The 25,874-nt window shown below is 41.5% G+C and carries 25 protein-coding genes and 1 pseudogene; 2 read left to right on the top strand and 24 right to left on the bottom strand.

The window, feature by feature from the left end; genetic code table 11:
• Positions 1-2: 2 nt before the first annotated feature.
• The 11 genes and pseudogenes from H7U01_RS02395 to H7U01_RS02345 all read right to left on the bottom strand — a co-directional run bounded on the left by H7U01_RS02395 (position 3) and on the right by H7U01_RS02345 (position 11,235).
• Positions 3-788: an ATP-binding cassette domain-containing protein gene (locus H7U01_RS02395; protein WP_002891779.1), complete on the bottom strand. Its 786-nt coding sequence runs from the start codon at positions 786-788 to the stop codon at positions 3-5.
• A 9-nt stretch (positions 789-797) separates the two neighbouring features.
• Positions 798-1,310, bottom strand: a complete 513-nt coding sequence (locus H7U01_RS02390; protein ID WP_070839230.1) for a hypothetical protein — start codon at positions 1,308-1,310, stop codon at positions 798-800.
• Entirely contained in the window at positions 1,307-2,905 is a 1,599-nt protein-coding gene (locus H7U01_RS02385) for an Hsp70 family protein (RefSeq protein ID WP_037598455.1), read from the bottom strand. Before H7U01_RS02385 ends, H7U01_RS02390 begins: the two co-directional genes overlap by 4 nt.
• Before the next feature lie 362 nt (positions 2,906-3,267).
• Positions 3,268-4,305 carry a S66 peptidase family protein gene (locus H7U01_RS02380; RefSeq protein WP_013991153.1) on the bottom strand — a complete coding sequence of 346 codons (1,038 nt, stop codon included), beginning with the start codon at positions 4,303-4,305 and terminating at the stop codon, positions 3,268-3,270.
• Positions 4,306-4,456: 151 nt separating this feature from the next.
• Positions 4,457-4,720, bottom strand: coding sequence for a SemiSWEET family transporter (locus H7U01_RS02375; RefSeq protein WP_008535551.1), 264 nt, complete (start codon positions 4,718-4,720; stop codon positions 4,457-4,459).
• A gap of 99 nt (positions 4,721-4,819) precedes the next feature.
• A pseudogene (locus H7U01_RS02370) lies at positions 4,820-5,263 on the bottom strand (LD-carboxypeptidase); the annotation flags it as partial.
• Positions 5,264-5,359: 96 nt separating this feature from the next.
• Positions 5,360-6,055, bottom strand: a complete 696-nt coding sequence (locus tag H7U01_RS02365; protein WP_084869355.1) for a hypothetical protein — start codon at positions 6,053-6,055, stop codon at positions 5,360-5,362.
• A gap of 4 nt (positions 6,056-6,059) precedes the next feature.
• Complete coding sequence (locus H7U01_RS02360; protein WP_041817277.1) at positions 6,060-6,506, bottom strand: LytTR family DNA-binding domain-containing protein; 447 nt, start codon at positions 6,504-6,506, stop codon at positions 6,060-6,062.
• Positions 6,507-6,722: 216 nt separating this feature from the next.
• A complete protein-coding gene (locus H7U01_RS02355; RefSeq protein ID WP_064523051.1) occupies positions 6,723-8,450 on the bottom strand; it encodes a zinc ribbon domain-containing protein in 1,728 nt (575 codons plus the stop codon).
• 46 nt (positions 8,451-8,496) lie between these two features.
• A complete protein-coding gene (locus H7U01_RS02350; protein ID WP_201041065.1) occupies positions 8,497-9,732 on the bottom strand; it encodes a DUF6574 domain-containing protein in 1,236 nt (411 codons plus the stop codon).
• A gap of 117 nt (positions 9,733-9,849) precedes the next feature.
• Positions 9,850-11,235, bottom strand: coding sequence for a Cof-type HAD-IIB family hydrolase (locus tag H7U01_RS02345; protein WP_037599096.1), 1,386 nt, complete (start codon positions 11,233-11,235; stop codon positions 9,850-9,852).
• 70 nt (positions 11,236-11,305) lie between these two features.
• On the opposite strand from H7U01_RS02345, the gene H7U01_RS02340 reads away from it, so the two are divergent.
• Entirely contained in the window at positions 11,306-12,274 is a 969-nt protein-coding gene (locus H7U01_RS02340; RefSeq protein WP_037599095.1) for an asparaginase, read from the top strand.
• A gap of 3 nt (positions 12,275-12,277) precedes the next feature.
• On the top strand, positions 12,278-12,421 hold the full coding sequence (locus H7U01_RS02335; RefSeq protein ID WP_002891800.1) for a hypothetical protein: 144 nt from the start codon (positions 12,278-12,280) through the stop codon (positions 12,419-12,421).
• 51 nt (positions 12,422-12,472) lie between these two features.
• Here the strand turns inward: H7U01_RS02335 and H7U01_RS02330 are convergent, their stop codons facing one another.
• From H7U01_RS02330 to scrK, 13 genes are all read right to left on the bottom strand, one after another.
• Positions 12,473-12,685 (bottom strand): helix-turn-helix domain-containing protein, encoded by a 213-nt coding sequence (locus tag H7U01_RS02330; RefSeq protein ID WP_002884695.1) that lies wholly within the window; start codon positions 12,683-12,685, stop codon positions 12,473-12,475.
• Positions 12,686-12,694: 9 nt separating this feature from the next.
• Positions 12,695-13,303: a DUF2975 domain-containing protein gene (locus H7U01_RS02325; protein ID WP_201041064.1), complete on the bottom strand. Its 609-nt coding sequence runs from the start codon at positions 13,301-13,303 to the stop codon at positions 12,695-12,697.
• Between the two features lie 193 nt (positions 13,304-13,496).
• Positions 13,497-13,934 carry a hypothetical protein gene (locus H7U01_RS02320; RefSeq protein ID WP_201041063.1) on the bottom strand — a complete coding sequence of 146 codons (438 nt, stop codon included), beginning with the start codon at positions 13,932-13,934 and terminating at the stop codon, positions 13,497-13,499.
• 618 nt (positions 13,935-14,552) lie between these two features.
• Complete coding sequence (locus H7U01_RS02315; protein ID WP_201041062.1) at positions 14,553-15,059, bottom strand: hypothetical protein; 507 nt, start codon at positions 15,057-15,059, stop codon at positions 14,553-14,555.
• An 11-nt stretch (positions 15,060-15,070) separates the two neighbouring features.
• Positions 15,071-17,089 carry an ATP-dependent DNA helicase RecG gene (gene recG / locus H7U01_RS02310; RefSeq protein WP_201041061.1) on the bottom strand — a complete coding sequence of 673 codons (2,019 nt, stop codon included), beginning with the start codon at positions 17,087-17,089 and terminating at the stop codon, positions 15,071-15,073.
• Between the two features lie 132 nt (positions 17,090-17,221).
• On the bottom strand, positions 17,222-18,325 hold the full coding sequence (gene alr / locus H7U01_RS02305) for an alanine racemase (RefSeq protein ID WP_070575344.1): 1,104 nt from the start codon (positions 18,323-18,325) through the stop codon (positions 17,222-17,224).
• A 27-nt stretch (positions 18,326-18,352) separates the two neighbouring features.
• A complete protein-coding gene (acpS, locus tag H7U01_RS02300; RefSeq protein WP_002891813.1) occupies positions 18,353-18,706 on the bottom strand; it encodes a holo-ACP synthase in 354 nt (117 codons plus the stop codon).
• 2 nt (positions 18,707-18,708) lie between these two features.
• Entirely contained in the window at positions 18,709-19,740 is a 1,032-nt protein-coding gene (locus H7U01_RS02295; RefSeq protein ID WP_037599091.1) for a 3-deoxy-7-phosphoheptulonate synthase, read from the bottom strand.
• Between the two features lie 84 nt (positions 19,741-19,824).
• Positions 19,825-20,856, bottom strand: coding sequence for a 3-deoxy-7-phosphoheptulonate synthase (locus tag H7U01_RS02290; RefSeq protein WP_002891816.1), 1,032 nt, complete (start codon positions 20,854-20,856; stop codon positions 19,825-19,827).
• 19 nt (positions 20,857-20,875) lie between these two features.
• Complete coding sequence (gene secA, locus H7U01_RS02285; protein WP_049527461.1) at positions 20,876-23,425, bottom strand: preprotein translocase subunit SecA; 2,550 nt, start codon at positions 23,423-23,425, stop codon at positions 20,876-20,878.
• A 182-nt stretch (positions 23,426-23,607) separates the two neighbouring features.
• Positions 23,608-23,952 (bottom strand): hypothetical protein, encoded by a 345-nt coding sequence (locus H7U01_RS02280; RefSeq protein WP_083312367.1) that lies wholly within the window; start codon positions 23,950-23,952, stop codon positions 23,608-23,610.
• Between the two features lie 2 nt (positions 23,953-23,954).
• A complete protein-coding gene (gene manA / locus H7U01_RS02275) occupies positions 23,955-24,902 on the bottom strand; it encodes a mannose-6-phosphate isomerase, class I (protein WP_145516557.1) in 948 nt (315 codons plus the stop codon).
• A 65-nt stretch (positions 24,903-24,967) separates the two neighbouring features.
• On the bottom strand, positions 24,968-25,861 hold the full coding sequence (gene scrK, locus H7U01_RS02270; RefSeq protein WP_002891824.1) for a fructokinase ScrK: 894 nt from the start codon (positions 25,859-25,861) through the stop codon (positions 24,968-24,970).
• Positions 25,862-25,874 lie beyond the last annotated feature (13 nt).

Raw genomic sequence — 25,874 nt, 5'->3', positions numbered from 1 at the left:
CCCTAAATCTTGTAAATACGTGTTGAAGCATTGAGCTCTTGGTAGACATCTGCGATATTCATATCCATATATTTACGAATCATATAAGGATCGCTAGTCTTGTATTCCAAAAGCAACTCTTCATAAGTTCCTGCAAATGTCGGACGTCCCTTAGACAAGAAGATAATCTTGTCAAAAATAGCCAAATTTTCTGTGTTGTGGGTAATAACCACAATAGACTTGTTAGCTGATTTAGCCAAGATTTTCAAGGTACGTAAGAGATTACGGTCACTAAGAGCATCCAAACCTGAAGACGGCTCATCAAGAATAAAGTAGGGACTAGGGCTAAGAAGTTCAATACCAATTGAGACACGGCGTTTTTGCCCACCAGAAAGCTCCGAAATTTTCTTATTGGCAAATTCCGTCAAGCCTAAATCATCCATAATTCCTGCAATGCGATGCTTTTTAGTCAGCTTACCACTCCCTTTCAGATGATGGTCCGCATAAAAATCAAAGGTCTCAGATACCTTGAGGTACTCACGTAGGAGATTTTGTTGGGGTACATAGGACCAAGAGCGTGAACCAGCAGTCACAGGTTTGCCATTTTCTAAAATACGAAATTGTTGGCAGGTTGGTTTAAGCTGGCCAAGGAGAATCTCTGTTAAGGTTGTTTTCCCTGAACCAGAAGCACCCAAGATACCGACAACTTGGCCAGTCTCCATAGTAACATCCAAATCTGTAAAGAGCTGGTTATCATTTCCCTTATATTTGAAACAGATATGTTCAAATGTTAATTGATTGGTTTCCATTAATATCTCCTAAGACATAAGTAACATCAAAGCCACAATTAGAATGGCTCCGATAATAAGAACGATGACATTGATATTGAAGAAGAGAATCAAGCTTAGTAGAATCACAAAGGCGAAGGCCGCAAAGAGATAACTTTTAAGATATGACTCTTTAGTTTGAGTCACCGCAACAGGTTCAAAAGGGATTTCCTTTTTACCTGATACATTGCTAGTATCAGCGGCCGTCCCCTTCTCAACTTCCCAAGCCTTTCTCTGAGCCTGTCTAAGTTTTCGGTCATATTGTAACTTCTCATGGTCTGAGAAAAAGATTGAGCGAATCGTGTAGAGCTCACTGCGCAAACGCTCGCCTTCTTTATCCAAGGTACCGTTAGTCCAAAGTTCCTCCAGTTCCTCACGTAAAAAGGAAAGTGCCACGAAACAATCTTGAGCCGACATCTCTGGAGAGATACGGTTACTGACCTCTCTTAAATAAGATACTTCCTGTCCTGTCTCTGTATCAATTGCTTTGTAGTAGTCTATCATGAGATGAATTTAGCAAAAATAGCTTGAAGTTCTGACAAGTCTTCCTTAACCACTTCTTGGGTTTGGTTGACTTGTGCGTTGACTGAAAAGCGTGCCACAACAGTATTGCTTCGAGGATCAGACACTGTTACGGTAACAATTTGTTCTGAATCGAAGGCATAGGTGACTTGTGCCAAAAGCTCGCCTTTCTGACGAGGTTGTGGCACTTGTCCTTCCACTTGTCCCAAAATCTTCACAGCAAATGGATTTTCATAATTTCCTTCTGTGATACGAAGCTTGAACTTACTCTGTCCATCCACGACCGCAAAGAGGTCCTTGGTCACTGCCAAAGGCAAGACCGAGTTACGTGGAACCACGACACTATTATAGTAGTCACCCACAAAGCTGTAGTTCTTGTTTGGATTTTTCTTGAAGAGCAGACCTATTCCCTGAGAGGTCACATCCTTGACAACTACTCTGTCTGTCTCAGTTGTCTTACCATCCTGGTGCTCAGAGAAGCTAACCTCGTTATTGACGATAAGGTCCGCCAAAATAGATGCCCCCTGTGCCACGATAGTGTCTGGATTAAGGTCAAACTTAGGTTCCAAACCACTCATCAAACGAATCATTTGACGAATCATTGGCATACGTGTTGAACCACCCACAAGCAGGATATGGTCAATCTCTTCCCATTTCAAGCCAGACGCTTGAAGGGTAGATTGTACCTTGATTTCAGTATCTTTGAGGAGGTCCAAGGTAATTTCATTGAAAATTGCTTGAGTAATCAAGACACCGTAACCTTGACCATTGACATAATGCTCATAGAGAGCTTGGTCATTCACAGATAGACTAGTCTTAATTTGCTCAGCCTTATATTGAAGTTGAATTTTTTCCTTCTCGGAAAGGTTAGTCATATTGACCCCTTGTTTTTCCAACTCCTGCATGATGTAGCCCACAAGACGCTTATCAAAGTCAATCCCACCAAGGCGTGAATTCCCGTCAGTCGCTAAAATATCATAGGCATGATCAGCCACGCGCATGATGGTAACATCAAAAGTTCCTCCACCAAGGTCAAAGACCAAGACATTTCCTTGGGCACTTTTAGTGTGGGCATAGGCAATGGCCGCAGCTGTAGGCTCATTGATAATACGCAAGACGTTAAATCCTGCGATACGACCAGCATTCTTCGTTGCCGCACGTTGATCTGACGTAAAGTAGGCAGGCACGGTGATGACAGCATCCTTGATACCGTCTGCTTGTCCCATCTCCTGACCAACGACATAGGCGCGTTTACGGAATTCGTTCAAAACCAAGGCCGAAAGAATAATAGAATTGACACGTGTGTGGTCTGGTGTATCACTAGCAATCGGACGCCCGATGTCACGTTTGAAGTCAAATTTAAAGTTTTCTGTACTTCCGATTTCTGTCCCACGCTCGATGGCTTCTTTACCAAAAGATACATGGTTTTGGCCACTAATATTTGAGAAGTAAACCGCTGAACGTAAGACCTGATCGTCATTCGTCCCCATCGGAATAATCTCTGGCACATCTTCACGAACAACAGCCATAACGGAATTCGTTGTCCCTAAATCAATACCAATCGCTTTTTTTCTCATAACAATTTCCCTTCTAGCCTCATTCCTCATTTTGAGTTTTCTTGACTATAGCTCCAAGCAGGCATCCGCTTAGATTGTCTCTATTCATCGCTGTCACATAAAACTCCAAAAGAGTAAAGTTATTCCAGTCTAGTTTTTTTCACTATACTATATTATCACAAATAAAGAGACTATAAAATAGGAAAAAAGGGAGTAGGACCGAACAACTTTTTAAAAATTGTTCCTTGTCCCACTCCCTTGAGTCTCAATCAATCTGATAGACTGGATGAACTTAGAAATACAGGAGTATTATCCACTTAAAGTGTCATGCTTTATAGCAACTAAGATACTCCTACTTTCTAAAAAAAGCTGAGAGTCTTATCTCAGCTTTCTTTGTTATAGTCAAAGCGAATGACTTGCTTCTTTGCATCTACATGGGCGTGGACTCCAAAGGGAACAATCGCTCTTGGAGTTGCGTGTCCGACATTCAGATTATAGACAATTGGGATATTGCTATCAATGATATCCAATAGTGCCTCTTTATAGTCGTCATAGAAGGTTTCATCCATAGGTTTCCCGACCAAGAGTCCACTGACGACCTCAAATATCCCAGTTTCTTTTAAAGTTTGCAACATTTTTTTGAAATCATCAGGTTCAGGCTTTTCTTCACTTGTTTCTAGCAATAGAATCTTTCCTTCCCAGTCGGATAAGTCAGGGAAAAGTTTGTATTTTTGGCAGAGGTCTGTGCTATCTGCGTGTAGAGAGTTGTCAAAAATATCGTAGAGGGATTCGAGGCAACCGCCGAGGATTTCCCCCTCGAACTTAGCATTGCCTTGTAACAAGTCAAAACCTGTATTTGCATGGCTGACACGAGGAGTTCCCAAGGCTTTGGGACTGAAGTCAGTTCTTTCCTCATACCAAACGTCACTAGGGCGAATTTCCGAGATTCTTCCCGTCTCAATCAATTCCTTGAAGTAGTGGAGGCTATATGGCAACATTTCTTTGTCTAACTCACAAATGTCTGCTAAAAATGATTGGCCGTAAAAAGTCTTGACCCCTAGCTTATGCAACATGAGGTGGTTCATGGTTGTATCCGAGAAACCGAGAAAAATCTTTGGTTTGATAACCTTTTGTAGTTGGTCATTTTCAAAGAGGTAGGGTAGCAAGCGATAGGTATCGTCTCCACCAATGGCACATAGAATCATGTCGATGCTATCATCAGAAAAGGCATGAATCAAATCCTCTGCACGAGCTTCAGGATGTTCTTTGATAAAATCTAAGCCTTTTAGTGAATGGGGCAAAAAGATAGGATTGAGTCCCAGGTCCTTGAGACGTTGAATACCCAAGTCCACTTCGTGCTTGACAAAGTCTTCACCGATAATTCCACTAGATAAGCTCACAATACCAATAGTAGAAACCATGTCTTGACCCTCCTGAAAATAGATTGAGCCTATCTTATCACAGGAGATGAGATAAAACAACAAGAATTAGAGTCAGAAGAAGACTTTTAGATCGAGAAAATAGTAAAAAAGCAACCGCTCGATGTGGTTGCTTTTTATAGTAGTTGTATTCTTATAGAGCAGTAAGGAAAGTCAGTCCGCCAAGGATAACCCCGGCTGAGTTTGGAATGATTAGAATCCAGTCTTTCTTAGGCTCTTGTGTCCATCCATAAATGACCCAGATTAAGCAAGAGACAGCTGCTGATAAAGGTTGGAATGGTTGAGCTTTGTTCCCTTGTAAATTGGCAAAAATTTGAGGGATGTAGGCTATAAATACAATAATCCCGATAAAGGCACCAATTGAACCAACAACTTGATTAATTCTCTGTTTAGTCATATATATTTCTCCTTATTACTTTATTAGTATAACAGAAAAACAACTTGGATTCAAGGACAAAACCTCGGGATTCTAAGGAAAGACTTTACATTAGAACGTTTTTAGAAAATGTAGCAACATTTCTTTGTCTAACTCACAAATGTCTGCTAGAAATGATTGGCCGTAGAAAGTATTGACCCCTAGCTTATGCAACATGAGGTGGTTCATGGTTGTATCCGAGAAACCGAGAAAAATCTTTGGTTTGATAACCTTTTGTAGTTGGTCATTTTCAAAGAGGTAGGGTAGCAAGCGATAGGTATCGTCTCCACCAATGGCACATAGAATCATGTCGATGCTATCATCAGAAAAGGCATGAATCAAATCCTCTGCACGAGCTTCAGGATGTTCTTTGATAAAATCTAAGCCTTTTAGCGAATGAGGTAAAAAGATAGGATTGAGTCCGAGGTCCTTGAGACGTTGAATACCCAAGTCCACTTCGTGCTTGACAAAGTCTTCACCGATAATCCCACTAGATAAACTTATAATACCAATAGTAGAAACCATGTCTTGTCCCTCCTGAAAATAGATTGAGCCTATCTTATCACAGGAGATGAGATAAAACAATAGGTATTATATTAATCAGATGTTCCCTCCACTAACTTAATCAATCGCATTCTCACCAACATAAATAACTTCTAAATTACCCAAGGAAACATCACCTTTGATGTAGAAGTCCTTGTTAGTTAAGTTGCTAGGATTTTCCTCATGCTGTACAGCTGAAAGAGAGTTATCCACATTCACATGCACCCGCCAATCACTGGGCACATAGAGGCTAAGACTTCCAAGAGAAACGTCCACATCAAACTGAGCAGATGGCCCCTCAATACGGCAATTATCAAAATAAACGGAAGCCTGTCCTAAACTAACATCCGCACTCCCATGCGTAAATTGCTGGTCATTGAGATATTTGGTCACTGTTGAAAAAGTGACATCAATATCATTTCCACCATTATTAGCGTCTGAACCAGTAACCCCTAATCCAAAGCGATTCTTTGTTTTACTAGAAGGATTGAAGAGAATGTTCAAGCCAATAACTGCAAGAATCGAAGAAAAGATAAGGACCGAATTAGATACTGGAAGAAAATGGAACTGTCCATTAAGTGAAAATAGAGCCACAATGCCATAGGCGAAACCAAGACCAAAATGTCGCTTCAAAAGACTAGAAAGGGACAAAATTGCCAATAAGACTACCCAGGCCAACATCCAAATACTAATTTCCCATTTTATAAAATAGTCTTGTACAATTACCAAAGCTGCCAAAAGGATCAAGAGGATCCCAATTAATTTCTTTCTCATTATCTTACCTCATTTCGTTTAGTCGTTCTTTTAAAACTTGATAGTAGCGTCTTGATACATGGACCTGCTTGTGGGTCTGATAGAAATTCACCGTACTAGTCCCCGAAAAAGACTTCTCTAAAGAATAAATCTGCTTAGCATTAACAATCGTCGATTTGGAAATCCGACAAAAGGTAATCGGGAGCAACTCTTCTAATTCGTAGAGCTTTTGCTTCACCTCATAGGCCTCATCCTTGGTATGTCCAAAAATCTTTTCCCCGTCTGTTTCAAAAAAGAGAATATTTGCCAAATCCAGAAAATATTCGCTTCGATTCTTGTAAAAGGCTAAAGGAACTAACTTTTTCTTTAGAATAGATTCTTGGAGCTGGGCCAATTCCTGTGTTAACCGAGGAGCTCGAATCAAGATTTCAGGCTCATCCATGGATGGGTCCAATTCGATTCTAACTTTCATAATACTCCTTTCCTGTCTTTTTGATGCTTCCATTATAACAACTGCTTTACACAAAACAAGGCCTTTTGGGTAAGTGGCACAGTTTAGCCCCTAAGAGGTAAAAACAGACAAACAAAAGAACCTGGCAATTGCCAAGTTCTTCATTTTTTAGTCTGGAGGACTAACCTCCTATTTGTAATCCGTTCAACAATGACTGCATCTATGAGAAAGCAACTACTATTTCACAGTATTTTCACGACTCACATTTTGTGATTCGCCAGCCTTGCCATTGATACGGTAGTCGCTGTAGTTAGAACCGCTACTACTAGAATCACTATTGTCACCAACATATTCCACATTACATGACCATGAGATTTTATCTTTAATATCTCCTGATGACTTGAACTTAGAATCATAGCCATAATAGAAATCATAGACTGCCGTGAAGGTTACCTTGAAGGTCTTCTCACCAGTCTGAATAACCTCTGTTACGTCTACGTCTGAGAAGGTAATACTATCGGCAGCTCGGTTTTTGGCACCCGTAGTATTTTTATCAATATCAGCCGTTACATCCTTATACATGGTATCATCAGTACCATTAAGGAAAATGTCGGATACACCATCTGGTGTCGTGTTGTGATTAGAAGCGTAGCTACCAAATTTACCGTAAGCAGCGGTCATTAGACGATCTGCCGTATCACGGTCAAGAACACCATCAGCATCTAGAGTAACCGTTTGACCTTCAGAGATTTTCTTAATAGACAATGTCTCTGTTTTAATAGAGCTACCATCTTCGAAATTCTTCTTAACATAAACAGCTGATGAACCTGCTACTGCTACCTTGTTAACATCTAGTTTCCCTGAGTTAAGGGTTCCAACTTTCGTACCACCAACGTAGAGGTCTCCGTCCTTAAGATTAGACTTAACGGTAAAGCTAAGATACTCTACAGAAAGGTTGACTTCTGTTTTAGAGGTCACATTTTCCTCAGATGAGACCGTGATATCTTGGTCATTGACCTTACCAGAAGCCACAAAATTGTAAGTTCCTGGATAGAGATGGTTCAATTTAGCCGTGTAGTTATTGCCATCTGTAGTCGCATAAGAAACCCCGTTAATAGTCACATTCAAATCAGCTGTATTAACGGTTAAATCAACCGTTCCAGGATCTACCACGACTCTCCACTTAGGAAAAATAAGGAACTGACGTCCAACCTTTTGCATACGTTCGCCAGACAGGAGTTGGCTCTTGCTATAGGCTTGTGTACTTTTAGTGTCTGTGTACTTGACTTCGGATGTTTTAATTTCCTTTTTAGTATCAGACCATACTTGGTATTCCAAGCTATCTTTAAAACTCTTCTTAGCTGCTGCTTCATAACGCTCTGCTACTTGACCACGTGAGTAGTAATAAGAACCAAAGCCGTAACCAGCTAGCGCTAAGACTGCTGCAACAACACCAGCAATAATCAGGATTTTCTTTCCTTTAGCCATGGCTGGCTTGGCTGGTTTCGCTGCCTTACCATCTGAGATAAACTGATGGATGGTTGACACATCATAACCTGAAGACTTACCAAGTAGGAATTCCTCAGGAAGAGGCTGACGTCCAACATAGGTTTTAAAAGCCTTCATCCAGATGGCTTGTGCTTCTTTAGAAGCGGCCTCTGAATTCTCTTCAGTTTGACCTTGATCTGCTTGAGATACTGGTGAAAGCTCCTCAATTTCTAAAGGAGTCGTTTCCTCTTCATCACCAAGCGGTACATCTTCAAACACTTCCTCGGCAACGTCATACTCATCAACTTCTTCTGTTGGTTCAGAAGGAGTGGCCTCTTGGTCCAAGCCCATTGCCGCAATGCCTTTAATAGCCTTTAAGTCAAAGTCTGCTTTCTGGCCTTCTTCAATCTCCAAAGCATGGGGCGGACGACCAACTGCCTTTTCAAATAAATCGATCCACTTTTCTTTTGTTGCCATAAAGACTCCTATAAACTTGCTTTTTCAAAAATCGTCAGAGGTTTACTTAGAATAGAAGACCTACTAAAAATGATGACATGATAGCAAATACGATTGCAAACAAGATTGACAAAATCACACCATTCAAAAGTGCTGCCAAAATCATTTGATAGAACTTATCAGCCTTCCACGCTGTTGTTACAGGAACAATTGTAAATAGATTAGCAATTGCAAATAAGAAGTAAACAACATAGAACAAGAATCCTGGGAAGGCAACAAGTCCAATAGCTCCCAACAAGATTGTTACTAGCAAGATTGGCAATGCCAATGATGTCAAGCGACCAAAACGGTCAAAGCTATTCAAGAAAGTAGTCTCAGGATCACGGAAGATGGCCTTACGTGTTACAAATCCTGCCAAGATAAAGGCAAAGATAAAGAGGAAGGCAGCTAGGATGCTTGCAAAGAAGGCTCCAAAACCAATGCTAGATGTATGACTTGAAACTGGAGATGAGTAAGCATCTGTTCCATAAGAACCAAACATACTAGACAGTACATTTGTGGTTGACACAATTGAGTTAACCACTTTACGTGCCATAGCGCTCAAAATTGCAAAGGATGCAAGTCCAGTGAAGAGTGACAAGAAGATATAGTTAAGCCAACCATTGTGTTTACCATAATCTGTCATGTCAGCTGGACGACGCCATGCATTAAGCAACCATGTCCAGTAGTTTTTGAAAGTTGTCGCAAATGCTGATGGTTGTGCTGGAACAACTACGGCTTGGCCATTGATAAATTGAACGTTTTGACCTGGTTGAAGAGGTTGACCGTTAGCAAAAGCTGTTTGTTGACCAGCTTGAGCATTCGCAAAACCAGCTTGTGGTTGCACTGCTTGATTTGGCACTCCTTGGACTGGAGCTGTTTGAGCCCCTGCAAAGGTTGGTTGTGCTTGAGCAGCCTGAGCATTTGCAAAAGGAGCTTGCGGTTGTGCTTCTTGTGCACCAGCGAAAGTCGGTTGTTGTTGCGCCTCTTGTGCACCAGCGAAAGTTGGTTGTGGCTGCGCCTCTTGTGCACCAGCGAAAGTTGGTTGTGGCTGCGCCTCTTGTGCTGGTGTTTCTTTGGCACTAGCGAAAGCTGGTTGCGCTGGCGCTTCTTGTACTGGTGTTTCTTGAACATCAGCAAATGCTGGTTGTGCTGGTGCGTCATCTTGAAACTCACCAGCTGCTAGTGCTGCTGCAATTTCTTCTTCAGTCGCTGAACGACCATTGATGGCTTCAAAAAAATCTAACCAATCTGCTTTAGTCATAATAATCTCCTTAAAAATACATAGAATGACTTTATTTTATCACAAATAAAGCCATTAATAAATGTCATTTTTATTAGAAAAAGGTTCGGAACAGACTGTCCAAACCTTTTTATCTTCTTATTTATTTCTTTGGATAGATTTCTGAATCTGACGATCCAACTCTCGTTTTATATGAGGTTCTGGCGCAAAGCGCTCTTCCCAGTCACTCGGTTTAAGGATTTTATGAGTCACTGGATCAAAGTGAGCCTTGCCATCTGGGAAAATTTTACCCATATTAGCCTCATGAACGGTATCAAAGAAAGGCTTAGGATCCACCCCCATAAGAACAAATGAACCATAGGTCAAATAAAGCAAATCTGTCAAAGCATCCACTTGGCCAACCATAGTTGACTCTGGGTGCTCCTTAGAACTAACCTTGAGCGCAGCCTTATCAAGAGCGGCATGTAGATCCAAAACAGCTTGTCCAAAGACACGCTTGTCCCCACCTGATGAAGCATAAAGGAATTCGACGATTTCTTCCAACTTGAAGTCCGAACGATGACTAGCTTCTTCTATACTATAGACACGAGGCATATCATTGGTAGAGCCATCCATCAAATGGTGGAAATCCTTAACCTTGTTAAAGTTGTCATCATCACTGGTGAATGAATTCTCTGTTTCAAAGTGAATCAAACCATAATGGGACAAGGCTTTTGCAATCCCGTTTTGGTTATTGGTATCAGTGACATGGGTAGCTTGGTCTTTCAGTTCGTCTTCACCATTTCCCATGGCAACACCAATACCAACACCAGATAGCATTTCTAGGTCATTTTCCGAATCTCCGAAGGCCATAACCTCGCTGAGTTCGAAACCAAAAACCTCACCTAGATGGGCAATTCCTTTAAGTTTAGACTGTCCAGCTGAAATGATATCAGCTGAATAAGGGCTCGAACGTGTAATCTTCACGTGTGGAAATTTTTCCTCGATAGCCTGGGTTTCACCCACTGTCGCTACCATAACCACCTGATAAACTGGCTCGCGCATGATAGTTTTAAGGGTCTCCATGCTTTGTGGCTTGAAACGACGAATTAAGGATTTGAAACTACGTTCCACCATCTTAGCCCAAGACTTTGGTACAATACGGCTTACCATTTGCCCAAACTTGCTAGTCCCCATACTGATGATATTGGAACCAACCAGTCCTGTGCTAGTCCCCAGAGAAATCTCTCTACGGTGCTTGGTAGCATAGCGGATCAAGTTGTAGATAGTTGATTTAGGGAGCTGGTTTTGATAGAGAACCTTGTCGTGGGTCAAGATATACTGACCATTATAAGTCACTGCAAAATCCAGACCCAGATTGTCCATGAAAGGCTGAACAAATCCTGGACCACGACCAGTTGCCAAACCAACTAAGATACCATCTTCCTTCATTTGACTGATGGCTTTTTTGGTTGAACTAGACACGCGTTTTCGGTCATTTAGAAAAGTCCCATCAATATCAAAAAAGACTGCTTTAATGGCCACCGAGCTCCCCTCCTTCTAACATTTTATGCTAAAATAAATTATAACATAAATATGATAGTGAGTAGTATAAATGACAAAAAAAATCCTAGTCCTTCACACTGGAGGGACCATTTCCATGTCAGCGGATAATGATGGCAGGGTCAGCCAAAACGCTGATAATCCCATGAACCATGTGGGACTTGATTTAGATAATTTAGAACTAACCATTCTCGATTTTCTTAATATCCCTAGCCCACATATCACACCCTACCACATGCTGGATATTTACAAAAAAATCAAGGAAACAGCTGGTCAATATGATGGTGTGGTCATCACTCATGGGACAGATACCTTGGAAGAAACAGCCTACTTCCTAGATACCATGGCCGTCCCTGAGATTCCAATCGTTCTAACTGGTGCCATGCGTTCGTCAAACGAGCTAGGAAGCGACGGTGTCTATAACTATCTATCAGCCCTACGCGTTGCTAGCGACGACAAGGCCGCTGACAAAGGAATCCTGATCGTGATGAATGATGAAATCCATGCAGCCAAGTATGTGACTAAGACCCATACCACAAACGTGGCAACCTTCCACACGCCAACCCATGGTCCACTAGGCATCATCATGAAGCATGATATCCTCTGGTTCAAAACTGCTGAGCCTCGTGTTCGCTTTGACTTGGAACAAATTACAGGAACAGTACCAATCATAAAAGCCTATGCAGGGATGGGGATTGGAGATGGTATCATCAGTCTCCTGGACCCTGAAAAGATTGATGGGGTAGTTATCGAGGCACTAGGTGCTGGAAACCTCCCACCACTAGCAGCAGGAGAAATCACAAAGCTTATGGACAAAGGAGTCCCTGTTGTGCTCGTTTCCCGCTGTTTCAACGGTATCGCCGAACCTGTCTACGCCTATGAAGGGGGTGGGGTCAAACTCCAAGAAGCTGGTGTTATGTTTGTTAAAGAACTCAATGCACCAAAAGCTCGCCTCAAACTCCTCATCGCACTCAGTGCCGGACTCAAAGGTCAAGAATTGAAAGACTATATCGAGGGATAGAACATGAAACTTAGTATTGAAGCAACCGATAAATTGGAAAATAAAGATTTCCACTATGAGCTAACAGTCTCAAAAACACATATCGCCATGGTCTGTGGTACCGTGCTAGCCAGTCTAGCCCTGATTACATGGCTGAAGAAAAAATAAAAAAAGCTTGAAGCATCATCACTAGAAAGGTGACTGAACTGCTTCAGGCTTTTAGTTTTCTTCGTCAGGTCTATATTCAAGAATATCTCCTGGTTGGCAATCTAATTCCTTACAAATGGCGTCCAGTGTTGTAAAACGGATTGCCTTGGCCTTGCCTGTCTTAAGAACCGAGAGATTGGCTGGGGTAATGCCAATCCGTTCTGCCAGCTCACCCGAGCGCATCTTCTTCTTGGCAAGTTCAACGTCCAAATTGACAATAATCATAAGCCCCTCCTAAATCGTATACTCATTTTCCTCAGCAATGGCATTAGCCTTGGTCAAAATCATAGCGACAGCATAGAGGACAAAGCTAACTAGCAAATAACTGATGTTAAAGAAACTATAACTATGGTTGCCCGTTCCAAACGTAAAAATACCATTATTGATAAAGGTCCCAAGAACTAGCAAATGCGCTGACCAACGAACCAACTTAGCATTTTTAGTGATGAAAATATCAGAACGATAAAGGTTAATTAGAAAGGCACGTAGGCACAACAAGAAACCTATGTTGACTACCATACGAAGGAAATCAATGGTTGCTGCAAAAAGCGTCAGACTAGGACCCTTGCTTTTCACGGTAACTCCCGACCCAAAAAGCATACGCAAACCTTGTTGTAAGAGTCCTTCATGACCGCTCAAGATAAAGGCGTCATTAAGAATGGTAATAACAAGACTTAACAAGCCCGCAAAAAGGAGGACATTAACGAACAGGAGAACACTACGAAGTCGTTTTTGTTCTTGCGTCTCCTGACGATTTTTAGCACTTTTAGCCGATTTCCAACCATAATAACTAGAGCCAGCCAAGGCTAGGACGATTAAAAAATAGAATAAGATAGTTGTCATGTGTTACCTCGATTGTAAATACATTTTGATTTTTTGGGAGTATAGACTAGAAAAAGCCAAGATGCCTCTAGGAGCCCTTGACCTTATACTAAATCAGCAGCTAACTATTAACAGTATCAATTATATCGAATATCAATATAAAATACTAGTTTATAGATAAGATTTTACTACTTTTCAACTAAGATAAATTCAATTATTTGACAGCTGTTTGTCCCTTACGAAGACGGATAGCATCACAAGCTAGAGAGACCAAGAAGAGCCAAACTGATGTGCTGAAGTCCATTACTAGGTGATCTGTCGTTCCCAACTGCAAGAAGATATTCAAGGCTGATGGCACAAAGGTTAGAAGGGCAGCCTTTTTCAAGAAAAGAGAGAAATCTTCTGTCCAAAGTGCCTTCCAAGTAAAGTCTTTAAGCTCTTTATGAAGGAGCCAAATCAAGGCAAGATAGAATGCAAATTGTAGCTCTGCGACCAGCCAGTAACCCCAACCAGAAAGGTATTGAACCTCTGCACCTGGGAAAAGATTGGCCACATTCACAAAAGGAAGGATAAGTAAAGCAAGCATTGCAAGACCGTAGATTGCCATAAGAAGAATAAGAAGAGCGTTGATGATTAGTTTAAGTGTTTTCATGATAGGTTTTTCCTTTGTTAAATAGTTTTAGTAAATAATTTCTCTTTTTCGCGAATAAGATTGTCTTTATCGAAAATTTATTATCGTTTTTCGATAATTATATATTACACTCTTTATTTCTCCTTGTCAACACACTTTTATCGTTTTTCGATATTTTTATCTAAAAATCAAAAAAATAAAAACCAGTCAAGAAAATCTCAACTGGTTAGCTTACTTATGTTAATCGCCTAGACTGGTCAAGCTTCCGTCTAGACTTTTTATGAGTTTAAGAAGAGGGATTCTACGTTATGAAAAAAAGGAAAAAGGGATTTTGGAAAATGAGGGATGAAAGTTGTAGAATATGGGTAAATTTAGCCTCTTCCTAGCATCAATACTAGTTTTGATAAACCTTAAAGTCTTGAGGATGCTTCTGGAAATTTCGGTTGTAGGTTACTTTAATTTTTACTGTCATTGTTTTGTCCTCCTTTTTAGGAATGGTTTGGCCTAGCCAAAACGTTTTATTATCAAAACCTATCTCGTTTTGATGGTTTTATTATAGGTTGCCTAACTTAAAGAAAGCTTGTAATAAGCTTGAAGGGAACTTAAAACTCTCAGTGAGTTTACTGAGAGTTTTTCTGTCTAAAGCATGGATAAAATAAGACCCAAGACCAGAGCCACCCAAACGGCATAGCGAATTGTCGCATGATAGCGGTAACTTTCAATAACCTTGGGTAGCTTTGTAAAGAGATAGGCAATGTAAGCAACTATGGAAAGAAAATACCCTTTAAAATTCCAGGACGAGCCTAAGATACTAAAATCTTCGAATAGGGGCACAAGCATCAGTACAGCCGTAAGCATACACCAGACCGGCAAAAGCGTTCTTTCCTTTTGATGCTGTATATGGATAATCAGTTGAGCTATAAAACCCGCGACGTACATAATCAGTAATATCGAACAAACTAGCGAGATAAGAAGTGAATAAAAATATAGGGTATGAAAGTCTGTCTTTCCTTCTATCAGCTTTGCCAATTCGGTAATAAACCAAATCAAGATGAAGGCGAAAAAATAAAACAGGAGACCTAACATCATAAGAAATAAAGGATGCAAGATAGCAAAAAAATCGATTTTTAACCGTTTCTTTTTCATGGGTTTCCTCCTCAATCAAACTCACCTTGGCTTCTCAAATGTGCTCCTAGCACCTGCCATTCAGGATTCTCTCGCCAGTTAGGGTCAGATACAATTTGGCTAGCCACCCGTCTGGCTTCCTCTAAGATATTGTAGTCTTCCACAATATCGGCCACCTGAAATTCAGGAATACCTGACTGACGTGTCCCAAAGATTTCACCTGAGCCACGCATTTTAAGATCCTCCTCAGCTAGAACAAAGCCATCCGTGGTCTCACACATGGCCTGCATGCGTTTTTTACCAGTATCATTTTTAGGATTAGCCACCAAAACACAGTAGGACTGCTTATCGCCACGACCTACACGCCCTCGAAGCTGGTGAAGCTGGCTAAGTCCAAAACGATCCGCATCCATAATGACCATAACTGTAGCATTTGGCACGTTAACACCTACTTCAATAACTGTAGTTGATACTAAAATCTGAGATTTTCTGTCCTTGAAATCTTGCATAATTTGGTCTTTTTCATCATTTTTCATACGACCGTGCATCAGAGCTACTGTAGCTGAATCCCCAAAGAACTCTGTGAGTTCCTGATGAAGGGCCACCGCATTTTTCAAATCAAGAGCCTCAGACTCTTCAATCAGAGGAGAAATAAAATAGACCTGAGCATCTTTTTCCAACTCCCCCTTAATCCAAGTCAATACAGTATCTAACTGCTCATGTTTGACCCAACGGGTAATGATGGGCTTACGTCCAGCTGGCATCTGGTCAATGATAGATACATCCATCTCCCCAAAGGCAGTGATTGCCAAAGTCCTAGGAATGGGTGTTGCCGTCATCATGAGGACATCAGGGTTGTCACCTTTCTCACGGAAAATACGACGTTGATTAACCCCAAATCGGTGCTGTTCATCAGTAATGACTAGCCCAAGACTATGATAAGTCACTGCATCTTGAATCAACGAGTGGGTTCCCACAATCATCTGAGCCTTCCCAGACTCGATTTTGGAAAGGGCTACTTTCTTGTCCGCCGCCTTCATTCCAGAAGTTAGGAGCACTACCTCTAACTCAGGAAAAAGCCACTGTAAACTCTGATAATGCTGCTCTGCTAAGATTTCCGTCGGTACCATGAGGGCAGACTGAAATCCCGCCGTATAGGCCCCATACATAGCCAAGCTAGCGATAACTGTTTTCCCTGAGCCCACATCTCCTTGCAAGAGACGGTTCATATGAGCCCCAGATTTCATATCAGCTAGGATTTCCGATAAACTACGCTGTTGGGCCTCTGTTAAGGGGAATGGTAATGCTGCAATTTTGGCTTTGATTTTGGCTTCATCGTAAGCAATTGCTAGACCATTGGTTTCGGACTTATTTTCAGCCTTCAGCACCTGTAAATTCATCTGGAAATAAAAGAGCTCCTCAAACTTGGTCCTACGTAGAGCCTGCTCATATTCAGCCAAATCTTTCGGAAAATGCATGGCACGCACAGCCTCTTGACGTCCCATGAGACGGTACTTGTCCAGCAGCACCTGAGGGAGATTTTCCTCCAACAAATTAAGGGCCCCACTATCAAAAGCTGCCTTTATGGCCTTTATCAGTTGGGCCTGACTAACACCCTGGGCCACATGGTAGACTGGCTGCATATCGTCCTCAACTTGAGCCAGGACTTTCATACCAGTCACAGCAGACTTCTTCTGGTCCCATTTGCCAAAAATAGCCACTTCTGCCCCCATCTCAATCTTGTCCACAAGATAAGGTTGGTTGAAGAAACTAATGGCAATCACAGCCTCTCCTTGCTTGATTTTAAAACTCAGACGATTCCGTTTAAAGCCATAATACTGCACATTGGCAGGCGTCACCACTGTTCCCGTAATAACAGCCTTTTCGCCATCCATCAGTTCAAAGATAGACTTACTCTTAAAATCCTCATATCGGAAAGGAAAATAAAGCAAGAGGTCCCCAACCGTGTATAAATCTAATTTGGTAAATTTTTCAGCGGACTTAGGCCCAAAGCCTTTCAAATCCGCAATTGGTGAATCTAGTTGAATCATATCCTCTATCATTTCTATCGTGTTCTTCTTCCCGTGAAAAAGGAAGCCTTATCAGCTATTATAACACATGAAAATACTCTTCACTAAAACCAAAAAATCCAGCATCAAACTGGATTTCTCTTTTTATTGATATTAGTCATAGCTACGAGGTACACGGTCACTAAGTAAACAAAGAACTTCGTAGTTGATAGTGCCACGTTTTTCAGCCACCTCTGTCGCAGTGATGCTTGCTCCCCCATTTTCACCCATAAGAGTGACAGGAGTTCCTAGGGGATAAACCTTAGGAAGACGAACTGTAATCTGGTCCATAGACACACGCCCAACAATAGGACAAAGCTGTCCATCCACAATAACATGGAAACCTTGTAAATTTCTGGTCCAACCATCCGCATAGCCAATCGGAATGGTTCCAATAACTTCATCAGCTGTCGTCGTATAGGTTGCACCATAACCCACATCTTGACCTACTGGCAGGGTCTTAACATGAACAAGTGCAGTCTCCAAACTTAAGGCAGGACGAATGCTATATGGAAGGTCTAAAGCACTGCCACTAGGATTGAGACCATAGATGACGACACCCAGACGCACCGCATTAAAGACTGTTTCTGCATGCCAGATGCTTGTCGCAGAGTTGCTAGCGTGTACCAAGCGAGGACGGTCCACCAAGTTATTAACCAAATCCGTGAAGAAGGCCAATTGACGCTTGAATTTACTATCATCTGCCTCATCAGCCGTTGCAAAATGAGTAAAAATACCTTCGACATCCGCACCAAGTGATTTCAGACCAGCAATCAAGTTATCTGCGTCCTCTAGGCTACGCACCCCAATACGGCCCATACCTGAATCAACCTTAATATGACAGGTTAAACCAGTCAAATCAAGCCCTTGATTCTTAGTCATTTCCAACCACTCAAGGGAAGCTATCGTCAGCGTGATGTTTTCTTGAATAGCCAAAGGAACCTCGTCTGGCAAGACTACTCCTAAAATAAGTATCGGTTGTTCCAAGCCAGCTTGACGAAGTTCAAGCGCCTCGTCTAGGTTGGAAACACAAAAACCATCCACCTGCTTAGATACATGCTTGGCCACTTCGACAGTGCCATGACCATAAGCATTGGCCTTAACAACTGCAAAAGTCTTTACCTGTTTAGGGATGTGACTAACCACTTGTTCAATATTTTCTGAAATTGCTGATAGATCAACCTTTGCCAAGGTTGGTCGATGTAAACTTGAAATCATAAGCTATCCTCTTCCAACATCTATCTCTTAGTTTTTTTCTAAAATGACACTTGCCTGAACAAAATCACCGCTATGGGAAATCGAGATAAAAACCTTGCCTTCAAAAGGTGATTGGGTCACCACTGGAGCTCCCTTGTCATTGGTCAATATTTCAATATCCTTAAAGCCGACTGCTCCAATACCAGTACCCCAAGCCTTTGAAAATGCTTCCTTACCGGCCCAGCGCCCTGCTAAATAGGACATCTGACGATTACCAGAAAGGGATTCAAAACGCTCCCACTCTTTTGGTGTCAATACCTTTTTTGCAAAGCGTGGATTACGGTCATAAGCCTTTTTTACAGCTGAAATTTCCTGCAAGTCTATACCATGTCCAAAAATCATAATTATAACGAAAGTCGATTGTGGATTTCACGAATAAGGCTATCTGTCTTATCCCAACCAAGACATGGATCTGTAATTGATTTCCCATAAACTTCAGGTGTGTCTTGACGACCATCCTCAAGGTAAGACTCAATCATAAAGCCACGCACGGTATCCGCGATACGCTCATCCCACTCACGGTTAAGAAGGACTTCACGCACAATACGAACTTGCTCCATGAAGTTTTTACCTGAGTTGTCATGGTTAGTATCAACAAGGATAAATGGATTTTCCAGATTAAGTGCACTATACTTGTCCAAAGCCTTAACCAAGTCCTCGTAATGGTAGTTGACAATGTTCTGCCCATTTTCATTGTTGGCACCACGCAAGATAGCGTGAGCGAGTGGGTTACCATCTGTTTTAACTTCAGCACCATTGTAAAGGAAATGCTGTTGGTTCTGCGCAGCATAGATACCATTAAACATGACATTCAAATTCCCTGACGTTGGGTTCTTCAAGCCAATTGGCACATCAATACCTGAAGCTACAAAGCGGTGTTCTTGGTCCTCGACAGAACGTGCTCCAATAGCGTGATAGCTAAGCAGATCATCAAAGAAGGAAAGATTTGACGGATAAAGCATCTCATCAGCGATTGGAAGGCCTGTTTCAGTAATAATACGTGACTGAAGGTGGCGAACCGCCTTAACCCCAGCAAGAAGGTCTACATCACCCTCTGCATCTGGCTGGTGGATAAGCCCCTTATAACCGTCCCCATTAGTACGTGGTTTAGCTGTATAAACACGCATAACAATAAAGATTTTGTCCTTCACTTCTTCCTGAAGTTTGGCCAAACGGTGAGCATAGTCAAGAACGGCTTCTTCATTATCAGATGAACATGGACCAATAACCAAGAGAATACGTTTGTCCTCACCCTTGATAATTTTTGCCAAGGCCTCATCATTAGCCTGTTTAGTTACTAGTGCGTCTCCCGTAAGAGCATGCAATTTCCTTACTTCCGCTACATCAATCAGCGGACTATTTTGATGAATTCCCATCTATTTCCCTCTCTTTGTGAAAAGAGAGCGAACCGCTTGGTCATCCAAACGGTTCACTCCCCATATATGGTTTCTGTTACCTTATTATTTTGACAAAGTATCGTGGATTTCACGAATCAATTCTTCTGTCTTATCCCAACCAAGACATGGGTCAGTGATTGATTTACCATAGACATCTGGCGCATCTTGACGGCCATCTTCAAGGTAAGATTCAATCATGAAACCACGTGCCACTTTGTTGATTTTTTCATTCCAATCACGGTTAATCAAGGTTTGACGAACGATACGGATTTGTTCCAAGTAACGTTTACCTGAGTTATCATGGTTTGTATCAATAACGATGAATGGATTTTCAAGGCCCATTTGTTCATAGTGTTCGATTGTTTCAAGCACATCATCATAGTAGAAGTTAGGCACGTTTTTACCATATTCATTCGTTGAACCACGAAGAATAACGTGTGCCAATGGGTTCCCTGGAGTTTCAACTTCTTCACCGTTAAAGAGGAAGTTTTGTTTGTTTTGTGCGGCGTAGATACCGTTAAACATCACGTTAAGGTTCCCTGATGTTGGATTCTTCATACCAGTTGGAACATCAATACCTGACGCAACAAAACGGTGTTGTTGGTCTTCTACAGAACGTGCACCAACGGCAATGTATGACACAAGGTCATCTACCAAAGGAAGATTTTCTGGGTAAAGCATTTCATCAGCAGTTGTGATACCAGTTTCAGTGATAACACGGTAGTGAAGGTTACGCACAGCCTTGATACCGTTAATTAGGTTTGGTTTCCCTTCAGCATCAGGTTGGTGTACAAGTCCTTTATAGCCATCACCATTTGTACGAGGTTTAGCTGTATAGACACGCATAACCATAAAAACTTTATCTTTAACTTCTTCTTGAAGTTTAGCCAAACGGTGAGCATAATCAAGAACAGCTTCTTCATTATCAGATGAACATGGACCAATAACCAAAAGCGTACGGTCATCTTCACCCTTGATGATTGCTTCAAGCTCTTTATCACGAGCTTGTTTCTTGGCAAGGGCTTCACCTGTTAATGTAGTTGATTCTTTAACTGCATCAAAATCAATTTTTTCACTTACTGCTTTAAAAACCATAATAATTACCTATTTTTTCCTAAAATTGTTTACGACCGTGACAATTTTTAAATTTCTTACCAGAACCACATGGACAGAAGTCATTACGACCAACCTTACTAAAGTCAATTTCTTGACCATTAGCATCTGCTTGGTGAGCCTGGATATTGCCTGTTGCTGTTGTTGAAACACGTTCATTCACATTTTCACGAGATTGTTCATGAATTTGTGCTTTCATCATTGTACGTGTCACATCATATTCAATTGCCCCAATCATATCTTGGAACATCTTGAACCCTTCAGATTGATACTCAACGATTGGGTTGTTTTGGGCATAACCACGCAAACCAACGGCATTACGTAATTGATCAAGGGCATCGATGTGATCCGTCCACTTGTTGTCAACAACCATCAAAATCAAGACTTTTTGGAATTCACGGATAGCTTCCTCTGAACGCAATTTCTTGATTTGACGATCATAAACATCAGCTGCTAACTCATTCAAGTAAACTTTAATAGCGTCATAATTAACACTACGTTTCGTTACCTCTCCCACTTCTCGTAAATCTTCAAGTGAGATGGCATTCTCAGGAACCAAGGCCTGACGAGCAAAGTTCAAAATACCTTTAAGAGCTTCCTCTTGATCATTGCGGCTGTGACCATCTACTGTACGGTTAATCGTACGCTTAATCATAGCCTTAATCTCAGGTTCAAGGTCACGTTCCGCTGTGATAACATCATAACGCTCAGCGTAGATGATTTCACGTTGTTCACGCATAACATCATCGTACTGAAGGACTTGTTTACGAGTATCGTAGTTATTTCCTTCGACACGTTTTTGAGCCGCTTCCACTTGACGAGTCAACATGCGTGATTTGATAACGATATCTTCATCATCAGCGTTCAAACGTTCCAAGACTTGCTTGATACGATCAGAACCGAAACGACGCATCAATTCGTCTTCAAGTGAAAGGTAGAATTGAGATTCCCCTGGGTCCCCTTGACGTCCCGCACGACCACGCAACTGGTTATCGATACGACGGCTTTCGTGACGCTCTGTACCAATGACACAGAGTCCACCAAGGTCAAGAACACCTTCACCAAGTTTGATGTCGGTACCACGACCGGCCATGTTGGTCGCAATCGTAACGGCACCACGTTGACCCGCATTCATGATAATATGCGCTTCTTTTTCGTGGTTCTTGGCATTAAGCACTTCATGAGGAATACCTGCTTCAACCAACATCTTAGAAATCAAGTCAGATGTTTCAACGGCAACCGTACCAACAAGGACTGGCTGTCCCTTTTCATAACGACGTTTAACATCTTGTACCACAGCGCGGAATTTAGCATCCAAGGTAGGGTAAAGAAGGTCATCGTGGTCAATACGTTGAATTGGACGGTTAGTTGGAATCGGAATGATTCGCATGTTGTAAATTTCACGGAATTCATCTTCCTCAGTTTTACCAGTACCAGTCATCCCTGACAATTTCTTGTACATACGGAACATATTTTGGTAAGTGATTGAGGCAGATGTCTTCGTTTCTTCTTGAACTGGCACACCTTCTTTTGCCTCAATGGCTTGGTGGAGCCCATCTGAGAAACGACGTCCTTCCATGGTACGACCTGTAAATTGGTCAACGATAAGAATTTCTTGCTCAGGACTGACCACATAGTCAATATCATGCAACATGATGTAGTTGGCACGAAGGGCGTTGTCAATATAGTGAGTCAAGGCAACATTATCAATATCGTACAAGTTGTCCAAGTTGAAGAATTCTTCAGCCTTGTCAATACCTGAGTCATTCAAACCAATCGTTTTCGTTGGAATATCAATGGCATAATCATCTTCTGTTAAGGTCTTAACAAAGGCATCCGCACGGTGATATAACTGATTAGTTTCTGAACTTACAGGACCTGATACAATCAATGGTGTACGAGCTTCATCGATAAGAACCGAGTCAACCTCATCGACCAAGGCATAGTTCAATGGACGTTGTACCATGTTTTCCTTACGAACAACCATGTTATCACGAAGATAGTCGAAACCTACCTCTGAGTTGGTTGAGTAAGTGATGTCACAGTTATAAGCTTCACGTTTTTCAGCTGGTGATTTGGCTGAAAGGTTAATCCCTACTGACAAACCAAGCCAACTATAAAGCTCACCCATTTCAGTCGCATCACGCTCTGAGAGGTATTCGTTAACGGTGATAACGTGCACACCTTCACCTGAAATAGCATTTAGGTAAACAGGCATTGTCGCAGTCAGGGTTTTCCCTTCCCCTGTACGCATCTCTGGTACATCACCATGGTGAAGAACAATACCACCCATGATTTGCACACGATATGGGAAAAGTCCAAGGACACGTTTTGCCCCTTCACGAACAACTGCAAATGCCTCTGGCAAGAGTTGGTCTAGGCTTTCTCCGTTTTGATATCGTTTTTTAAATTCTTCTGTTTTTGCCTGAAGTTCTTCATCTGAAAGAGCTGCCATTGCATCAGCATAGCTCTCGACTTTCTTGGCAGTTTTTTCTAGTTTCTTAATTTCGCCTTTATCATTTTCAATGATTTTGCGTAATATATTTGCCATCTTTTTTCCTTTCGACAGTCTTTATCTCCATATTTTACCACAAAAGCCCCCTTTAAACAAGAAATCACTCAAGGATTGACAAAGAAAAAAGCCCTAGTTTAAGGGCTTTCACAATGGATTTGCAAATAAACGAAAACTTTTTTATTAGATTCACTGAAAATATCGACAATAATGCTTTAAAACTACTTCTTAGAGTTCTCTTGGCTCTCTAGGATATCCTCAAAATCATGCAAGAGATTTTCAAAAGCCTGTTCAAAGAAGGCATGGTCGGTGCCGCTATAGGCCTTCATTATCATAGGGCTAGCTTCAAAATCAACGTAGAATTGATAGTCCAAGACACCATTTTTCCAGTAAAATTTGATGCTAGGGGAGGCCGTTTTTTCACCGCACATCCCAGGAATGGCCCGTTGTAAGCCATAAATGTGATCTCCATAGTCTTTTAGACGATAGTAAGCTCCCTCAAAATAATAGGATTTGCCGATCTCAATACGCTCAAATAGTGCAGCTAAAACTTTTTCATTACTCATACTTAAGCCTCGTTAGGGTGACTGACAATCATCTCCAATTGTCCATCAATTTCCCAATCTGTCACATCATTTGGAAGAATGAAGTGATCACCTTTTTTTAGACAATAAATGCGTGAATCGATAGTCATAGTCCCATTGCCAGAAAGTACCGAACAAAGCAAATAAGGAGCTGATTGTTTGAAGTCAACCAAGCCACTGAGTTTCCATTTATATACGGTGAAGAAGGAGTTTGATGTCAAACAAGTCGACTCTAATTGCAAGGTCTTAACAGTTGTTGGAACGCTATTTTCTGGGTCCCCTAGATTCAAGACATCAAGAGACTGTTGAATATGAAGCTCACGTTTATTGCCCTGATCATCCTTACGATCAAAATCATAGACACGGTAAGTGGTGTCGCTAGATTGTTGAGTCTCTAAGATCAGGATACCTGGACCAATAGCATGCATGGTACCACTTGGTACAAAGAAAAAGTCACCTTTTTTAACAGGAGTTTTCGACAAAAGTCCGTCCCAATCACCTGCTTCAATTAAGGACGCTAATTCTTCCTTTGTCTTAGCCTTGTGACCATAAATAATCTCTGCACCCTCTTCAGCATCAATAATATACCAACATTCTGTCTTTCCTAGCTCACCTTCATGCTCTAGTCCATAAGCATCATCAGGGTGTACTTGTACTGAGAGCCAGTCATTAGCGTCCAAAATCTTTGTCAACAAAGGAAAAACACTAGTCTTGGGATTTCCAAAAAGTTCTGGTTTATCCTTGTAAAGTTCTGCCAGATGAAAACCAGCATACTTCCCGTTTTTGACATAGGATACACCATTAGGATGGGCAGAAATTGCCCAGTATTCACCAGTGTGTTCACTGGGAATATCGTAACCAAACTCTGTCTTAAGTCGATTACCTCCCCAGATTTTTTCATGCATTGGCGAATCTAAAAATAAAGGTTCCATTACATCCTCCTGTATAGAGCAAAACGCCTTAAGATCATGTCTTAAAGCGATTTTACATATTTTGCTTATTTGCGTGAGTGTTTGTCAGCTACATCTTTGGCAAGTGCAAAGTTACCAAGCGTCGCAGAGCCATTACCTGAAACAGCAGGTGTCACAATATACTCAGTCACGTCTGGCACTGGAAGGTAACCATTCAAAAGAGCTGTGAATTTTTCACGGACACGACGAAGCATGTGTTCTTGTCCCATAACACCACCCCCAAAGACGATAACTTCTGGACGGTAGAGCACAGTTGCCTGGACAGCAGCTTGAGCAATGTAGTAAGCTTGAACATCCCAAACCTCAGAATTTTGCTCAATCAATTCGCCACGAATACCTGTACGGGCTTCAAGTGATGGACCAGCAGCCAAACCTTCCAAACATCCGCGGTGGAATGGACAAGTTCCGTTAAATTCATTGGAAACATCATTTGGGTGAAGAGGTACATATACGTGACCAGCTTCAGTGTGACCCATACCACCAATGAACTCACCATTTTGAATAGCACCGGCTCCAATACCAGTTCCGATAGTGTAGTAAACAAGACTCTTAACACCTTTACGAACAAGTGTCTCACCATAAGCAGATGAGTTAACATCAGTCGTAAAGTAGAAAGGAATATTAAACTCTTTAGCAATCAAACCAAGAAGGTCGACATTTGACCAATGTGGTTTTGGTGTTGAAGTCACAAAACCATATGTTTCAGAGTTTGGATCAACATCAATTGGTCCAAATGAACCAATTGCAATTCCAGCCAATTGATCTTCATAACGTTTGAAAAATTCAATAGTACGGTCAATTGTTTCGTAAGGTGTAGTTGTTGGGAATTGAGTTTTTTCAACGACTTGGAATTTCTCATCGCCAACAGCACAAACAAATTTTGTACCACCAGCTTCCAAGCTTCCGTAAAGTTTAGCCATAGGTAAAGCTATC

Source organism: Streptococcus sp. 21.1, assembly GCF_016648635.1.
GTDB lineage: Bacteria > Bacillota > Bacilli > Lactobacillales > Streptococcaceae > Streptococcus.
The sequence above is the reverse complement of the archived record's forward strand: the minus strand, read 5'-3'. Positions and strand labels throughout refer to the sequence as shown.

Bases quoted from the DNA above. Each gene is read 5' to 3' on its own strand.
- H7U01_RS02395 (WP_002891779.1), bottom strand. From the start codon at position 788: ATGGAAACCAATCAATTAACATTTGAACATATCTGTTTCAAATATAAG.
- H7U01_RS02390 (WP_070839230.1), bottom strand. From the start codon at position 1,310: ATGATAGACTACTACAAAGCAATTGATACAGAGACAGGACAGGAAGTA.
- H7U01_RS02385 (WP_037598455.1), bottom strand. From the start codon at position 2,905: ATGAGAAAAAAAGCGATTGGTATTGATTTAGGGACAACGAATTCCGTT.
- H7U01_RS02380 (WP_013991153.1), bottom strand. From the start codon at position 4,305: ATGGTTTCTACTATTGGTATTGTGAGCTTATCTAGTGGAATTATCGGT.
- H7U01_RS02375 (WP_008535551.1), bottom strand. From the start codon at position 4,720: ATGACTAAACAGAGAATTAATCAAGTTGTTGGTTCAATTGGTGCCTTT.
- H7U01_RS02365 (WP_084869355.1), bottom strand. From the start codon at position 6,055: ATGAGAAAGAAATTAATTGGGATCCTCTTGATCCTTTTGGCAGCTTTG.
- H7U01_RS02360 (WP_041817277.1), bottom strand. From the start codon at position 6,506: ATGAAAGTTAGAATCGAATTGGACCCATCCATGGATGAGCCTGAAATC.
- H7U01_RS02355 (WP_064523051.1), bottom strand. From the start codon at position 8,450: ATGGCAACAAAAGAAAAGTGGATCGATTTATTTGAAAAGGCAGTTGGT.
- H7U01_RS02350 (WP_201041065.1), bottom strand. From the start codon at position 9,732: ATGACTAAAGCAGATTGGTTAGATTTTTTTGAAGCCATCAATGGTCGT.
- H7U01_RS02340 (WP_037599095.1), top strand. From the start codon at position 11,306: ATGACAAAAAAAATCCTAGTCCTTCACACTGGAGGGACCATTTCCATG.
- H7U01_RS02335 (WP_002891800.1), top strand. From the start codon at position 12,278: ATGAAACTTAGTATTGAAGCAACCGATAAATTGGAAAATAAAGATTTC.
- H7U01_RS02330 (WP_002884695.1), bottom strand. From the start codon at position 12,685: ATGATTATTGTCAATTTGGACGTTGAACTTGCCAAGAAGAAGATGCGC.
- H7U01_RS02325 (WP_201041064.1), bottom strand. From the start codon at position 13,303: ATGACAACTATCTTATTCTATTTTTTAATCGTCCTAGCCTTGGCTGGC.
- H7U01_RS02320 (WP_201041063.1), bottom strand. From the start codon at position 13,934: ATGAAAACACTTAAACTAATCATCAACGCTCTTCTTATTCTTCTTATG.
- H7U01_RS02315 (WP_201041062.1), bottom strand. From the start codon at position 15,059: ATGAAAAAGAAACGGTTAAAAATCGATTTTTTTGCTATCTTGCATCCT.
- recG (WP_201041061.1), bottom strand. From the start codon at position 17,089: ATGATTCAACTAGATTCACCAATTGCGGATTTGAAAGGCTTTGGGCCT.
- alr (WP_070575344.1), bottom strand. From the start codon at position 18,325: ATGATTTCAAGTTTACATCGACCAACCTTGGCAAAGGTTGATCTATCA.
- acpS (WP_002891813.1), bottom strand. From the start codon at position 18,706: ATGATTTTTGGACATGGTATAGACTTGCAGGAAATTTCAGCTGTAAAA.
- H7U01_RS02295 (WP_037599091.1), bottom strand. From the start codon at position 19,740: ATGGGAATTCATCAAAATAGTCCGCTGATTGATGTAGCGGAAGTAAGG.
- H7U01_RS02290 (WP_002891816.1), bottom strand. From the start codon at position 20,856: ATGGTTTTTAAAGCAGTAAGTGAAAAAATTGATTTTGATGCAGTTAAA.
- secA (WP_049527461.1), bottom strand. From the start codon at position 23,425: ATGGCAAATATATTACGCAAAATCATTGAAAATGATAAAGGCGAAATT.
- H7U01_RS02280 (WP_083312367.1), bottom strand. From the start codon at position 23,952: ATGAGTAATGAAAAAGTTTTAGCTGCACTATTTGAGCGTATTGAGATC.
- manA (WP_145516557.1), bottom strand. From the start codon at position 24,902: ATGGAACCTTTATTTTTAGATTCGCCAATGCATGAAAAAATCTGGGGA.
- scrK (WP_002891824.1), bottom strand. From the start codon at position 25,861: ATGGCTAAACTTTACGGAAGCTTGGAAGCTGGTGGTACAAAATTTGTT.